Origin of the sequence: Glaciibacter kafniensis (genome assembly GCF_039538945.1) — a bacterium.
In the GTDB taxonomy this organism is placed as follows: Bacteria; Actinomycetota; Actinomycetes; order Actinomycetales; family Microbacteriaceae; genus Cryobacterium; species Cryobacterium kafniensis.
The window spans coordinates 186,085-198,434 of record NZ_BAABCN010000004.1 but is presented as its reverse complement, the minus strand read 5'-3'; the positions used below and the strand labels follow the sequence as shown (position 1 = coordinate 198,434).

The 12,350-nt window shown below is 64.3% G+C and carries 17 protein-coding genes; 12 read left to right on the top strand and 5 right to left on the bottom strand.

What is annotated here, in order from left to right; translation table 11 throughout:
- Positions 1 to 17 precede the first annotated feature (17 nt).
- Together ABD791_RS10195 and ABD791_RS10190 are read left to right on the top strand one after the other, a co-directional pair.
- The gene (locus ABD791_RS10195) at positions 18 to 515 is read left to right on the top strand and encodes a DUF6328 family protein (RefSeq protein WP_345065775.1); all 498 of its coding nucleotides are present in this window, start codon (positions 18 to 20) and stop codon (positions 513 to 515) included.
- A 130-nt stretch (positions 516 to 645) separates the two neighbouring features.
- Positions 646 to 945, top strand: a complete 300-nt coding sequence (locus ABD791_RS10190) for a hypothetical protein (RefSeq protein ID WP_345065772.1) — start codon at positions 646 to 648, stop codon at positions 943 to 945.
- A 35-nt stretch (positions 946 to 980) separates the two neighbouring features.
- Here ABD791_RS10190 and ABD791_RS10185 read toward each other — a convergent pair whose 3' ends face one another.
- Together ABD791_RS10185 and ABD791_RS10180 are read right to left on the bottom strand one after the other, a co-directional pair.
- Complete coding sequence (locus ABD791_RS10185) at positions 981 to 1,949, bottom strand: DNA topoisomerase IB (RefSeq protein WP_345065769.1); 969 nt, start codon at positions 1,947 to 1,949, stop codon at positions 981 to 983.
- A 51-nt stretch (positions 1,950 to 2,000) separates the two neighbouring features.
- Complete coding sequence (locus ABD791_RS10180) at positions 2,001 to 2,165, bottom strand: hypothetical protein (protein WP_345065766.1); 165 nt, start codon at positions 2,163 to 2,165, stop codon at positions 2,001 to 2,003.
- 97 nt (positions 2,166 to 2,262) lie between these two features.
- Here ABD791_RS10180 and cmtR point away from each other — a divergent pair, with 97 nt between their 5' ends.
- The 3 genes from cmtR (at position 2,263) to ABD791_RS10165 (ending at position 4,142) form a co-directional block, all read left to right on the top strand.
- Complete coding sequence (cmtR, locus tag ABD791_RS10175; RefSeq protein ID WP_345065763.1) at positions 2,263 to 2,622, top strand: Cd(II)/Pb(II)-sensing metalloregulatory transcriptional regulator CmtR; 360 nt, start codon at positions 2,263 to 2,265, stop codon at positions 2,620 to 2,622.
- Between the two features lie 88 nt (positions 2,623 to 2,710).
- The gene (locus ABD791_RS10170) at positions 2,711 to 3,520 is read left to right on the top strand and encodes a DUF1206 domain-containing protein (protein ID WP_345065760.1); all 810 of its coding nucleotides are present in this window, start codon (positions 2,711 to 2,713) and stop codon (positions 3,518 to 3,520) included.
- Between the two features lie 103 nt (positions 3,521 to 3,623).
- The gene (locus ABD791_RS10165; protein WP_345065758.1) at positions 3,624 to 4,142 is read left to right on the top strand and encodes a DUF6479 family protein; all 519 of its coding nucleotides are present in this window, start codon (positions 3,624 to 3,626) and stop codon (positions 4,140 to 4,142) included.
- A 62-nt stretch (positions 4,143 to 4,204) separates the two neighbouring features.
- On the opposite strand, the gene ABD791_RS10160 is transcribed toward ABD791_RS10165, so the two are convergent.
- Positions 4,205 to 4,468 carry a hypothetical protein gene (locus tag ABD791_RS10160; RefSeq protein WP_345065756.1) on the bottom strand — a complete coding sequence of 88 codons (264 nt, stop codon included), beginning with the start codon at positions 4,466 to 4,468 and terminating at the stop codon, positions 4,205 to 4,207.
- A 35-nt stretch (positions 4,469 to 4,503) separates the two neighbouring features.
- On the opposite strand from ABD791_RS10160, the gene ABD791_RS10155 reads away from it, so the two are divergent.
- Positions 4,504 to 5,322 carry a DMT family transporter gene (locus ABD791_RS10155; RefSeq protein ID WP_345065753.1) on the top strand — a complete coding sequence of 273 codons (819 nt, stop codon included), beginning with the start codon at positions 4,504 to 4,506 and terminating at the stop codon, positions 5,320 to 5,322.
- Positions 5,323 to 5,362: 40 nt separating this feature from the next.
- Here the strand turns inward: ABD791_RS10155 and denD are convergent, their stop codons facing one another.
- Together denD and ABD791_RS10145 are read right to left on the bottom strand one after the other, a co-directional pair.
- A complete protein-coding gene (gene denD, locus ABD791_RS10150; protein WP_345065750.1) occupies positions 5,363 to 6,352 on the bottom strand; it encodes a D-erythronate dehydrogenase in 990 nt (329 codons plus the stop codon).
- Complete coding sequence (locus ABD791_RS10145) at positions 6,349 to 7,284, bottom strand: SMP-30/gluconolactonase/LRE family protein (protein WP_345065747.1); 936 nt, start codon at positions 7,282 to 7,284, stop codon at positions 6,349 to 6,351. Before ABD791_RS10145 ends, denD begins: the two co-directional genes overlap by 4 nt.
- A 117-nt stretch (positions 7,285 to 7,401) precedes the next feature.
- On the opposite strand from ABD791_RS10145, the gene ABD791_RS10140 reads away from it, so the two are divergent.
- The 6 genes from ABD791_RS10140 to ABD791_RS10115 all read left to right on the top strand — a co-directional run bounded on the left by ABD791_RS10140 (position 7,402) and on the right by ABD791_RS10115 (position 12,339).
- Positions 7,402 to 8,250, top strand: coding sequence for a fumarylacetoacetate hydrolase family protein (locus ABD791_RS10140; RefSeq protein WP_345065744.1), 849 nt, complete (start codon positions 7,402 to 7,404; stop codon positions 8,248 to 8,250).
- Positions 8,250 to 8,933, top strand: coding sequence for a polysaccharide deacetylase family protein (locus tag ABD791_RS10135; RefSeq protein WP_345065741.1), 684 nt, complete (start codon positions 8,250 to 8,252; stop codon positions 8,931 to 8,933). Before ABD791_RS10140 ends, ABD791_RS10135 begins: the two co-directional genes overlap by 1 nt.
- Complete coding sequence (locus tag ABD791_RS10130; protein ID WP_345065738.1) at positions 8,930 to 10,114, top strand: thiolase family protein; 1,185 nt, start codon at positions 8,930 to 8,932, stop codon at positions 10,112 to 10,114. The genes ABD791_RS10135 and ABD791_RS10130 overlap by 4 nt, the downstream gene beginning before the upstream one ends.
- A gap of 14 nt (positions 10,115 to 10,128) precedes the next feature.
- Positions 10,129 to 10,542: a Zn-ribbon domain-containing OB-fold protein gene (locus ABD791_RS10125; RefSeq protein ID WP_345065735.1), complete on the top strand. Its 414-nt coding sequence runs from the start codon at positions 10,129 to 10,131 to the stop codon at positions 10,540 to 10,542.
- Positions 10,543 to 10,705: 163 nt separating this feature from the next.
- Entirely contained in the window at positions 10,706 to 11,497 is a 792-nt protein-coding gene (locus tag ABD791_RS10120; RefSeq protein ID WP_345065732.1) for an ABC transporter ATP-binding protein, read from the top strand.
- 8 nt (positions 11,498 to 11,505) lie between these two features.
- On the top strand, positions 11,506 to 12,339 hold the full coding sequence (locus ABD791_RS10115; RefSeq protein ID WP_345065729.1) for an ABC transporter permease: 834 nt from the start codon (positions 11,506 to 11,508) through the stop codon (positions 12,337 to 12,339).
- The last annotated feature ends 11 nt before the right edge of the window (positions 12,340 to 12,350 follow it).

Sequence of the window (12,350 nt, the reverse complement as noted above, 5' to 3'; positions counted from 1 at the left end):
GACAGGGAGGTGACCCGATGACCGACCCGGCGCATCCCACACCCAGCGGTGATGGCCGTGGCGAGACACCGAACGAACGGTCCGACCGAAACTGGGATGAGATTCTTCAGGAGCTCCGGGTGACGCAAACCGGCACCCAGATCATCAGCGGTTTTCTTCTGGCCATCGTCTTTCAACAACGGTTTTCCGAGCTGAATGGCTTTCAGGTGACGGTGTATCTCGTGCTGGTCGTGCTCGCCGCGTCGGCGACGGCCGTTGGGCTTGCGCCGGTGAGCCTGCACCGAACCCTGTTCCGGCGTCACGAAAAGGAGTGGATGGTGATGGTCGGCAACAGGCTTCTCAAGGTGACGCTACTTTTGGTGGCCCTGCTCACTGCCGGTGTCGTGCTGTTCATCTTCGACGTGGTGGCGGGGCTTCTCGCCGGGATCATCGCCGGCACTGCGATCTTTGTGCTGCTCGTGGTCGTTCTCGTGGTGCTGCCCCGGTCAGCACGTCATCACACCCCGACGCAGTAACCGCCACGTCTCGACATTGCACCCTCGTGAGATCCACATGGCGCGCGTACCGTGGGAGGAATTAACCAGTCGCGCGAGATTCGGTTAGTGAGTCGAAGCTCGCGCATTGAATTATCCAAGAGGAGACATTATGAGTTCATCGGACGACAGCAAACTTGATGCGGTCGCGGATGCGGCCAGCGGCATTCTCCGTGACACTGCGAAAAAAGCCACGAGCATCGCCGACGATGTCTCAACAGCAATAGGGGACGCCACATCGCGGGTTGCAGAGTCGGCTTCTGAGGCGAGGTCACAGGCTCAGCATTCCGTGGACGAGTCCGTGGGATTCATTCACCGTCAGCTCCGCGAACGGCCGGGTATCGTCTTGGCCGGTGTTGCGGTGGTCGCCTTTATGCTGGGCGCGGCGATGGGGCGCAAGCCGAAGGGTTGACGTTGACCTGTCCGAGAGATGCGCGACTTCGCCGGCTACGAGTTGAGCAGCGCGATGAGCCGTGATTCGGGGGCGCCGCCGGGGCGAAGGTCGAGAGTCGTTCCCGCGTTGTAGAGGTCGACGATGCGCGGGTCGACGTAGCTCTTGCGGGCGATCGCCGCGGTGTTTCCCAGAACGGATGCCGCCTCGCGCATCGCCTCGGCGATCGCGCTCGTACGGGCGCGCTGCGTGCGTTCCGGCCCATGCTTGGCCAGGCTGGTGGCCGCCGCCGACGTTCCATGAAGTGTGCGGAAATCCTTTGCCGTGAAGCTCCCGCCGGTGCGCTCGCGAATGTAGTCGTTGATCTCCTCAGCAGAGAGGGCCTGCCAGGTAGATCCCTCCTGCCACGCCAAGAGCCGGGCGTCGGGGCCGCGGCGTTTGCGCGCTCGCACAAAGGCCGCGAGATCGGCATCGTCAATCTCGCTCTGCCACATCTGTCCGCTCTTGGCCGGAAACGTGAGGGCGACGCTTCCCTCATGCGTCGATGCGTGTGAGCACAACAGGGTGGAGATTCCTCGGCTGCCGTAGTCCAGCGCGTACTGCTCGCTGCCAATCCGCAGGCATCCGACATCGAGCATTCGAAAAGCCGCTGCCAGTGCGCGCTCGCGGGTCGTGCCTCCCGAACGCAACACTCGCGTGACACGCCTTCGTGCGGGTGGCAACGCGGCGGCGAGATCAAGCGCGCGGTCGAACTTCGCGATATCCCTCTGCTCTCGCCAGGCCGCGTGATAAATGCGCTGACGTCGGCCGGCGTCATCGATGCCCGTCGCCTGGATATGACCGTTCGGGTGGGGCGCAATCCACACGTCGGTCCACGCGGGTGGAATGACGAGTGCATCGAATCGTGCGCGCAATAGACGATCGGTGACGGTGGTGCCGTCCGGGTCGCGGTAGCTGAACCCGCGCCCGGACCGCACCCGGCTGAAGGCGGGACGCGACGTGTTGCTGCGTCGCAGCCGAGTCATCCGTCACCGCCTGGGTGATCGCCGCCGATGGCGCCGACGTGCCGACGTGCTCTAGACGTTTTTCTTGCCGGTCATCGCCCGGAAGATGAACAGGATGACGGCGATGACGGCAAGCACGATTCCGACCCAGAGGAGGAACTGAAGTGACTGCACGAAGCCGCCGGTGATGAGAAGCACAACTGCGACGATGACAACGATGATGAGTAAGAGGTTCATGGTGACGACCTTCCATCTCTCGACGGGGAAATCCCGTGACGGCGACGATAGCAGTCATGGCGCAAATATAGTACAGCGAACGCTGTACTATGGCCGGGTGCGCACACTCACTTCCCGCCTCGACGTCATGAACCGACTTGGTCGAGCGATGGCCGATCCCACGCGGTCACGCATCCTGATGGTGCTCGTGGATGGCCCCGCCTACCCGGCCGTGCTGGCGGAAACGCTGGGACTCACTCGCCAGAATGTCTCGAATCACCTGACCTGCCTGCGTGACTGCGGAATCGTCGTCGCCGAAGCCGAGGGGCGGCAGACCCGCTATGCCATCGCCGACCCGCACCTCGCGAATTCCCTCACGCTGCTGCTGGATGTCGTTCTCGCTGTCGATGAATCTGCGCCGTGTCAGGATGCGGCGTGCCCAGTTGCGGGGTGCGGCTTGGAGCCGCTGTCGCGATGACCGGTGGCCCAGAGCGGCCGCGACGATGGGCCTGGGCGCGGAGTGACCGCGCCGGTGAACTCGACGTATCCGGGACTACGCTGTGGGCATGGCAGGAGAAGGCGCGGCCAAGGCAGCGCGCAGTGTGGAAGGGAACGAACCGCTCCGAGTGCTGGCGCGAGCAGGTTTCGCCGCCAATGGTGTGCTCCATGGTGTGATCGGCGCGATCGCGATCAGCGTCGCAATCGGCGGAGGCGGCGAAGCCGACCAATCCGGAGCACTCGGCAAACTCGCCGCGGCTCCAGGCGGTGCCGTGCTGTTGTGGGCCATCGTGGTCGGACTGGTGGCTCTCGGCCTGTGGCAGATCGTACAGATCTTCGTGGTTGTCGGCCCAGACCCGAAACGCAGATGGGCCCGTCGCCTCGCCGACTTCGGCAAGGCGGTGGCCTATTTCGCCGTCGCGGCCATCGCGTTGATCTTCGCCGCCGGCGGATCCACGAACTCGGCGGATTCCAGTCAAAATTTCAGTGCCTCGGTGCTCGCGGCCCCTGGCGGCGTTTTTCTGCTCATCGTGGTCGGACTCGTCGTCAGCGGAATCGGCGTGTACTTCATCTTCAACGGAGCAACCAAGAAATTCACCGACGATATCGTGGTTCCTGCAGGAGCCGTCGGCGAGCTCATCATTGTGATCGGGATGCTCGGCTACATCGCAAAAGGGGTTGCCCTGGGCGTCATCGGGATTCTCTTTGTCATCGCGGCCGTCACCTTCGATCCCAGTAAAGCCAGCGGACTCGACGGGGCACTGAAGTCACTCGTCGCACTTCCATACGGCGCCGTGATCCTGACGATCATCGGGATCGGGCTCATCGCATATGGGGTCTATTGCTGTGCGCGGGCGCGCCTCGCCCGCTTGTCCTGAACTCGAGCGCTGAACCGAGCAATTCGCCGCCCTAGCCGCGCGGATGCCCTCGGAGTTTACTGACAGTAGGGCTTCCTCCGAATATGGAAAGTGGTGGGTTTTGATGAATACCATGTCATTGGTTTGGATCATCGTCGGGATCGTCGTCGTACTCATCATCGTGGGAGTGATCATCTACTTCGCACGCAAGCGGAATCAGGAGCACGCCGAACAACAGCGCATTGCTGACAAAAACCAAGCCGCTGAATTGCGTCAGAACGCCCAGAAAGTCGAGTTGGACGCGCGTGAGAACGAGGCCAAGGCGTCACGCGCGCGAGCAGATGCGGAGCAAGCCGAGGTCGACGCGGAGCGACTGCGCCAGGAGTCCGCACAGCGCGCGGCGGATGCCCAGGACCTGCGGGTGGACTCAAATGAGCAGGCCAGGAAGGCCGAGACGCTTGATCCGACGATAGACAGCGGTCGATCTCGCGGCGAATCTGCCGGCACGACACCACGCGCCGACGACGACCCGAGCAGTCCGATTGTCCGCGGCGACGGTGCTGCCGGAAACCCGAGACATGGGCAGTCCGGTCCCGGCGAGGACTCTCCGCAGACGGATGTCACCGGCGGCAGAGATCGCTGAGGTTCACGGCAACCCGGTTGAGGCTCGCAACGTTGAGCCGCGCAACCCGGTTGAGCGATGGTTCATCCGCCGGCACCCAACACCTGGGCAAGAGCGAGGTCATCGTCCGTGCTGAGACGGGAGACCAACATGGTCCCGCCGAATGGCTCAAGCTGCCGGCCGAATTCGGCCTCGGCGACCTCGACTGCATAGAGCGCCAACGCCCAGTGACGGAGCATCATCAATTCGGTGACCCGGCGGCGAAATTTTGTGTCCACCTGGTCGTCGTGCTTCTCCCTCGCCTCGAAGACGTCCCCGATGACGCCGCCGGCAGCGAACCCCAACACCGGCGCGAGTGCGAGTGACCCGAGGATGAGTCCGAATGCCGGTATTCGCTGGCGAGTACGTTGGTGGCGTGGCGAGCGGGTTCGTCACGTTGTCGCCGCTTCAGGCGCTCGGCATACCGGTTGCGCTGCTTGGTTCCGTGTTCTTGGCGTTCGGTGCACAGTTCCAACATCGCGGGGTGACCAACGTCGACGCGGCCAGCAGCGACAGCGCGAAGACCGGACTCGGAATCGGGCAGTTGCTTGCCCTGGTCCGCCGCCCGGCCTGGTTGGTCGGCACCCTGAAGCTGGGGGTTGCGGTTGTTTTGCAGCTCATCAGTTTGTTTCTCGCACCGTTGACTGTCGTGCAGCCGCTGGGCGCACTGGCCCTTGTCATCACTGCGCTGCTCAACGCCCGGTCGACCGGCATTCGGCTCGACAAGACGGCGATCCGCGCGATCTTGTTGTGCGTCGGCGGGATCGGGGTGTTCGTCGGGGTGGCCGCCGTCACGACAACGTCTGTGCCCATCCAGACACAGCAGTTGGTCATCGTACTGATCATCCTCGCGTGCGTGCTCGCGATCCTTGCCGCTGGCTTCGTCCTTTTCCGCAAGCGGTCGCCGATGGTCTTCTGCATCATCGCCGGCGGAATTCTCTTCGGATTCGTCGCATCCCTCGCGAAGGTCGTTATCGACCGCGTGCAAACCATCGTCTTGCACGGGTTCGCACTCGTGCCAGGGGACGGACTCACGATCGTTGCACTCGTCGCGATTATCGTCACTGCACTCTCCGGCTCCTGCCTCGTGCAGACCGCGTACTCAAGCGGACCGCCGCACCTGGTCGTCGCGGGCTTGTGGGCTATCCCGCCGCCCATGTAACCGGAGCCGACCGCGGCGATCCGGGTGATCTCGTCCGGCATCATGCCTCCTTCGGAACGGTGTCGTCGAGGTACGCGCGGATGATCGTGTCGAAGTTCTCGTCGGCGCTCAGCCCGAGCCCTCGGGCACGCGCCGCTTCGAACCGCGAGGGCCAGCTCTCGACGATCGCGGCGATCGCTGGATCGGGCTGCCATCCTACGAGCGCGCTCACGTCAGGGCCCGCTACTCGGGTCAGTGCGTCGACGATCTCGCCGACGCTCACCGTCAGTGCGGGCAGCGTCACCGCGGTGTGTGCTCCCCACTCCGAGTCTCTCGCAGTGGCCGCCCGGAGGAGTCCCTCGACCGTGCGCGCGGGGGAGGTGACGGCCACGAGGGTTTCCGGGCCGACGGGGCTATTGCTCGGCCGGCCGTCGAGGGGTTCGCGCACGATCCCGGAGAGGAAGCTCGAAGCCGCCGCGTTAGGGAGTCCGGGGCGCACCGTCACCGTCATGAGCCGAACCGTTCGCGCAGGGATGAAGCCGCGGCGGGCGTAATCGGCGACGAGCTGCTCGCCGATGAACTTCTGGATGCCATAGCTCGACTGAGGAGTGGGAAGCACGTCCTCGGTGATGACAACGGGCAGGGGCAGCGCGGGAGTGCTGCCGAAGACGGCGAGCGAGCTCGCGAACACGAGCCGCGGGGGAGAGGGTAGGCGCCTGCACGCTTCGAGGAGCTGCATGGTCGTCGTGAGGTTCACGCGCATGCCGAGGTCGAAGTTCCGCTCCGCCTCGCTCGATACGACGGCGGCGAGGTGGAACACGAGTTCGACGCCATCGAGTATGCCGGGGAGCAGTTGCGCCACGTCGCCCGTCACCGGGGTGACACGGGGATCCGCGAGGAGGTCGGCGCGCGGTTCGACCCGGTCGACGAGGACGACATGCTCGACCGGTCCGGGCGCGGCCCCGGCGAGCGGGAGGTTCTCAAGGGCGAGCAGCGCCCGGGCCAACCGGTCGCCGAGGAATCCGGCGCCTCCCGTGATGAGGATCTTCATACGACGCCTCTCTCCTCGACCATCGCCCGCACGCGCGGGGCAGGGCCGACCTGGGTACGCAGCGTGCGCACCGAGCTGGACGTGCACAGGAACAGAGTGCGGAAGTCATCGCCGCCCCACGTGAGGTTCGCCGCGGTCTCGGGCGTTTCGATGATCCCGAGAAGGTCGCCCTCAGGGCTGATCACCCAGACGCCGCCGCGCGCCGTGCACCAAACGTTGCCGGCCTCGTCACAGCGCATGCCGTCGGGGTTGCCCCTGCCCGGGTTCTTGGTGTCGCCCATGCCCTCATGGATCGTCCTGGGATGGGAGAGCGAACCGTCGACCGCTACGTCGAAAGCGCGGATGCCGCGCAAGTCGTCGACATAAAGCACGGATTCGTCGGGGGAGAAGCACAGGCCGTTCGGTTGGTCGAACTCGTCCTCATTGACGAGCAGGCGGGTCGGGCCGCCTCCGGCCGGGACCATGAAGACACCCTGGAACCCGAGCTCGAGCTTGCGATGGACGCCCACGACGTGGTCCCAGCGGCCGTAATCAGGGTCCGAGAAGTAGATCGCGCCGTCGGATCGGGCCACGACGTCGTTCGGGCTGTTGAGGTAGGTCCCGTCGTAGTGGAAGGCGACGACGTCGGTTCTGCCATCCGGATACTCGCGCACCACCGAGCTGGTGACGTGCTCGCACACGAGAAGTGCGCCGCCGGGCTCGACGGTCATGCCGTTGCCGATGCGGTTGGGGCGTGCGGTGATCGTCGCACCCTGCTCCGCGGTCCACCGCCAGCGGGTGTCGTTCCGGATGTCGCTGAAGATGAGCGATCCGTCAGTTGGGGTCCAGACCGGACCCTCGGTGAATTGGAATCCGGTTGCTATGACGGCGAACTCCTGCGCCGGATTGATGAGCGACTCGAGGGCGGGTGTGCTGCTGAGAATGCTGAGCATGGTGCGCCGATCCTACTATCTGAAAATGGACGATGTTTCGAAAGTTGTTGACGATTCGAATATTGCCACATATTGTCGTGCTAGTTGATTCTTCGCCAAAGACGTCAGGGAAAACACATGCGTATTGCCAATCTGTCCGGCAGGCTCGTCATTGTCTCGGGAGACGCTGCGTTCGACGTCGCGTTGCTCAGTGCCGGGAGATTCTCCTCGAACCCGCAGGCCGTGTTCGATCGCTGGGCAGAGTTCGTCGAGTGGGGGAAGGAAGCCGATCTGGCAGCCGGTGCCGGCGGCGTCATCGATTCGGCCGACCTCGAGTCGCCCGCCCCGCTGCCACGGCAGATCTTCGCCATCGGGCTGAACTACCACGATCATGCGTCGGAGGTGGGTCTCGTCGCATCCGAGGTCCCGGTCGTCTTCACGAAGTTCGCGTCGTCCATCGCGGGCCCGCTCGCCGATATCCCGCACCCCGGCGGCGACCTCGACTGGGAAGTCGAACTCGTGGTCGTCATGGGTGCGGAGGCGCGCAATGTCACCCCGGATGACGCCTGGAATTACGTCGCCGGGCTGACGGTCGGCCAGGACATCTCCGAGCGAGTAACCCAGCACGCCGGGGTGACGCCGCAGTTCAGCCTCGGCAAGTCGTTCGCGGCATTCTCACCGATGGGACCGTGGATCGTCACCCCCGACGAGTTCCCCGACCCCGACGACCTCGCCCTCTCCACCGTGGTCAACGGCGAGACCCTCCAGGATGGGCGAACCTCCGATATGGTCGCCTCCGTATCCATGTTGATAGCGGCACTCTCGAAGATCCTGGTATTGCTGCCCGGCGACGTCATCTTCACGGGTACGCCGGCCGGGGTCGGGCTGGGGATGAAGCCGCCGCGCTACCTGACGGTGGGCGACGAGCTGGTGACCCGGATCGAAGGCATCGGAGAGATGCGCAATCGCATCGTGGGTGCTGTCTGATGTCCCGCCGCCTGACGCTCTCCTTCGACAACGGACCGACTCCGGGCGTGACCGAGGCCGTGCTCGAGGAGCTGGCACAGCGAGGAATCCTCGCCACCTTCTTCGTGGTGGGCCATGACCTGAAGCGCGAAGGGCGCCGCGAACTCGCGCAGAAGGCCAAGGACGCGGGCCACTGGATCGGCAACCACACCATGACCCACAGCGTGCAGTTCGGCACGAGCGTCGACCCCGGCCTTCCCGACGCAGAGATCACCGCAGCCCAAGAGGTCCTCGGAGACCTTGCGGAGGAAACCAGGCTGTTCCGTCCCTGGGGCAATGGGGGAGTCCTCGGCCCGGACCTGTTCAGCACCGCTGCGATCGAGCTCATGAAGCGAGACGGCTACTCATGCGTGCTGTGGAATAGCGTCCCCCGTGATTGGGAGGACGCGACAGGCTGGGCCGATCGCGCGCTCGCCGATATTCGCTCCCAGGACTGGACTGTGCTCGTGGTGCACGACATCCCGGGCGGGGCCATGGACCACCTCGGCGACTTCCTGGATCGCGTCCTCGCCGAGGGTGTCGAGATCGTTCAGGAGTTCCCCGATTCCTGTGTGCCGATCCGCAGCGGGTCAGCTACCGGTGACCTCCACCATCTCATCACCGACGTACCGACAGACAAGAGAGATAAGAAGGAGAACGAGTGACACACGCGGCAGCGAGAGCGATCATCTCCGGCATCGGGGAGTCCCGGCTGGGAAAGGTCCCCGAACTCACGGCGCTCGGCATCATCGTCGACGCGGCCCTGAAGGCGATCGATGATGCCGGGCTCACCGTGCAGGACATCGATGGGCTGATCCTGCATCCGGCCTTCCACGTCTCTCCGAGGTACCACATCATCGTGGCCGAGACGCTTGGTATCTACGTCAAGACGATGGCAGATACGACGATGATGGGCGGCGCCTCATATGGTGTGGCCATCGAGCGTGCAAAGCAGGCAGTCGAGAGCGGGCTCTGCAAGAACGTGCTCATCGTCGGCGGCGAGAAGCTCGCCACGGGCCACCTGAGCGGCTCGGCGATGATGGCCTCGGTCGGCGCGCACAACCTTGACTACGAGTACCCCTTCGCCGCGACGATCCCCGCATACTACGGCCTGCTCGCGCAGCGATACCTGCACGACTATGACGCCGACGAGAGCGACCTGGCGCAGGTGGCCGTGGCAACCCGCAAGCACGCGGCCCTCAACCCGAACGCGACGATGCGGGAGCTCATCACAGTCGATGACGTGCTTAACTCACCGATCATCTCGTCGCCGCTGCACCGACTCGATTGCTCGCTCGTCTCCGACGGTGGCGCCGCGTACGTCATCTCGGCGGCAGGCACGAGCAAGGATCCGTCGCGCGAAATCGAGATCCTCGGTATCGGCCAGGCGCAGTCCTATTACCACATGGGCCAGCTGGCAGAGGGGCACGGCGATCACGACCTCGTGCGTACCGTCGTCGATGTCGCTGGCCAGCGCGCTTTCGCCCAGGCTGGTCTGACGCCGGCCGAGATCAACATGGCGAACATCTACGACAGCTTCACGATCACGGTCATCGTCCAGCTCGAGGACCTCGGGTTCTGTGAGCGGGGCACTGCAGGCAAGTTCATCGCCGAGGGCAACGTAGACCTCGGTGGCAGACTGCCGATGAACACGCACGGCGGGCTGCTGAGCAACGCGCATCCGGGCGCCTGTGGCGGGATGCTCGGCTTCACCGAGGCGGTACGCCAGTTGCGCGGTGAGGCGGGAGCCCGCCAGGTCACCACCCACGAAAATGCTCTCGTGTCGTCCGCGAGCGCGGTGGCCTCTAATTTCTCGGTCAGTATCCTCGGCGCCTCGATCCAGTAAGGACATCATCCGATATGAAGCACATCACCCGGCCCCTGCCCACGATCACTCCTGACAATGAGGAGTTCTGGCGATCCACGAAGGCCCACGCCGCGAAGCTGCAGCGCTGCAATGTCTGCGCCCATTTCTGGTACTACCCCGGCCCGGTGTGCCACCACTGCGGTGCGCAGGACTGGACCTGGACCCCCCTGAGCGGCGTGGGTACCATCTACAGCTACTCGGTGCTCGAGCGCGCGAAAGGCAACCCCTACGAGAACGACGTGCCCATCGCGATCGTGCTCGTGCGCCTCGAGGAGGGCCCGGTGATCATGTCGAACCTGTTCGACTACGGTTCCACCGACCTCGCGATAGGCGCGGCCGTCCAGATGACTTACGAAGACGTCAACGACGAGGTCACTCTCGCCGTCTTTGTTCCGGCCCATCGGTGATGGGCGGGAAGACCAGCTCCCTCGCCGTCGGCGCTCGTGGTGAATTCCGACGGCGAGGGGTCGCCCCTCCTTTTCGGCAGACCTCATCCCCATCCGCAACCAGTGACGATTCGAAGAACCGTCATCACCCTCCCTATTTAGATTCCGAGCACGGGACGTGTCCATGAAGACCATGCAGCCGACGGAGCCCATCCTCACCGTCGAGAATGTATCCAAGAGCTACAGCAGTTCGAACGCGCCCGATGCGCTCGTGCTGAGCTCAGTCAACCTGTCGATCGCGAAGTCCGAGTTCGTGAGCATCATCGGCCCGAGTGGCTGCGGCAAGACGACCCTCATGAAGATCTGCGCAGGCCTGCTCTCCAAGTCGGGCGGCACCGTGTCCTTCGCTGGCAAGGTGGGCACGCCGCCACCCTCGAAGATGGGCGTCGTCTTCCAGTCGGCGGCACTGCTGCCGTGGCGCACTGTGTTGGCGAACATCCTGCTCCCTGCGACGATCCAGCACGCCGACATGGACCGGGCGAAACAACGCGCTCGCGAGCTTCTCGACATGCTCAATCTCAAAGGCATCGAGTCGAAGTACCCATGGGAACTCTCCGGCGGAATGCAGCAGCGTGTGTCGATCGCTCGATCGCTCGTGCTCGAACCCGAGGTGCTGTTTATGGATGAACCGTTCGGGGCGCTCGATGCCATGACGCGCGAGAAGCTCAACCTCGACCTGCAGGACATCCACGCCCGAACCGGCGCAACGATCATGTTCGTCACCCACAACATCGCGGAGGCCGTTTTCCTCTCCGATCGCATCATCGCGATGGCGGCGCGTCCAGGTCGCATCGCCGACATCATCAACGTCGACTTGTTCAGACCGCGCACGCAGGAGAGCTACGTCGATGACGACTTCAGGGAGATCGAGACCCGAGTACGCAGTTCCTTCGACCGAGCGGCGGCATTGGCATGACCAACGAGATGACTTCAACGATCACCGGCGGGCTGGGGAACCCGACAGCGCCGGAGCCCGGAGAGCAGGTGATGAGCCACAGCGCCAAGTGGGTGAACGCTGGTCTCAGCGTGCTGCTGCTCATCGTCGCCCTCAGCATTCTGGAGGCGGTCAGCCGATCAGGCCTCGTCTCGATCCTCCTCGTTCCTCCGCCCAGCTCAATCTTCACGACACTCTGGGGAGGGCTGCTCGCCGGCATCTACTGGGCGCCACTGCTCGACTCCCTGGGGGCCGGCCTCGCAGGCTTCCTCATCGCGTCACTGCTCGGATTCACGATCGGCGGTCTGCTCGCCTCGCTTCCTCGGCTGGAGCGGATCATCTTCCCCTACGTCGTGGCCTTCCAGTCGACTCCCATGATTGCCATCGCGCCTCTCATCATCATCTGGGTGGGGTTCGGCATCCAGTCGAAGATCGTCGTCGTCGCGGTGGTCTGCTTCTTTCCGATCCTGGTCAACACCCTCCAGGGCCTGCGGCTGCGCGATCGTGACCGCCAGGAGCTGGCGATCGCACTCGGCGCGAGCCGTTGGCAGGTCTTTCGCTACATTCGGCTGCCCGGCTCGATGCCCTATGTCTTCGCCGGCCTGCACGTGAGTGCGATCTTCGCCCTGATCGGCGCCATCGTTGCAGAGTTCGTCGGCGCGCGTGGCGGCATCGGAACCATGATGAACGAGCAGCGGGCCCTCTTCAACGTGCCCGGCGTGTTCGCGATCCTCATCATCCTGATGATCGTCGGTCTCACGGTGAACCTCCTCATGAAAGCCCTCGAGAAGCGCGTGACCTTCTGGTCGCGCGAGAAGAACTAGACCACCCGCCC

What these genes read in the sequence shown, in the direction of transcription:
- ABD791_RS10195 (WP_345065775.1), top strand. Translation starts at nt 18, where the DNA reads ATGACCGACCCGGCGCATCCCACACCCAGCGGTGATGGCCGTGGCGAG.
- ABD791_RS10190 (WP_345065772.1), top strand. Translation starts at nt 646, where the DNA reads ATGAGTTCATCGGACGACAGCAAACTTGATGCGGTCGCGGATGCGGCC.
- ABD791_RS10185 (WP_345065769.1), bottom strand. Translation starts at nt 1,949, where the DNA reads ATGACTCGGCTGCGACGCAGCAACACGTCGCGTCCCGCCTTCAGCCGG.
- ABD791_RS10180 (WP_345065766.1), bottom strand. Translation starts at nt 2,165, where the DNA reads ATGAACCTCTTACTCATCATCGTTGTCATCGTCGCAGTTGTGCTTCTC.
- ABD791_RS10170 (WP_345065760.1), top strand. Translation starts at nt 2,711, where the DNA reads ATGGCAGGAGAAGGCGCGGCCAAGGCAGCGCGCAGTGTGGAAGGGAAC.
- ABD791_RS10165 (WP_345065758.1), top strand. Translation starts at nt 3,624, where the DNA reads ATGAATACCATGTCATTGGTTTGGATCATCGTCGGGATCGTCGTCGTA.
- ABD791_RS10155 (WP_345065753.1), top strand. Translation starts at nt 4,504, where the DNA reads ATGCCGGTATTCGCTGGCGAGTACGTTGGTGGCGTGGCGAGCGGGTTC.
- denD (WP_345065750.1), bottom strand. Translation starts at nt 6,352, where the DNA reads ATGAAGATCCTCATCACGGGAGGCGCCGGATTCCTCGGCGACCGGTTG.
- ABD791_RS10145 (WP_345065747.1), bottom strand. Translation starts at nt 7,284, where the DNA reads ATGCTCAGCATTCTCAGCAGCACACCCGCCCTCGAGTCGCTCATCAAT.
- ABD791_RS10140 (WP_345065744.1), top strand. Translation starts at nt 7,402, where the DNA reads ATGCGTATTGCCAATCTGTCCGGCAGGCTCGTCATTGTCTCGGGAGAC.
- ABD791_RS10135 (WP_345065741.1), top strand. Translation starts at nt 8,250, where the DNA reads ATGTCCCGCCGCCTGACGCTCTCCTTCGACAACGGACCGACTCCGGGC.
- ABD791_RS10125 (WP_345065735.1), top strand. Translation starts at nt 10,129, where the DNA reads ATGAAGCACATCACCCGGCCCCTGCCCACGATCACTCCTGACAATGAG.
- ABD791_RS10120 (WP_345065732.1), top strand. Translation starts at nt 10,706, where the DNA reads ATGAAGACCATGCAGCCGACGGAGCCCATCCTCACCGTCGAGAATGTA.
- ABD791_RS10115 (WP_345065729.1), top strand. Translation starts at nt 11,506, where the DNA reads ATGACTTCAACGATCACCGGCGGGCTGGGGAACCCGACAGCGCCGGAG.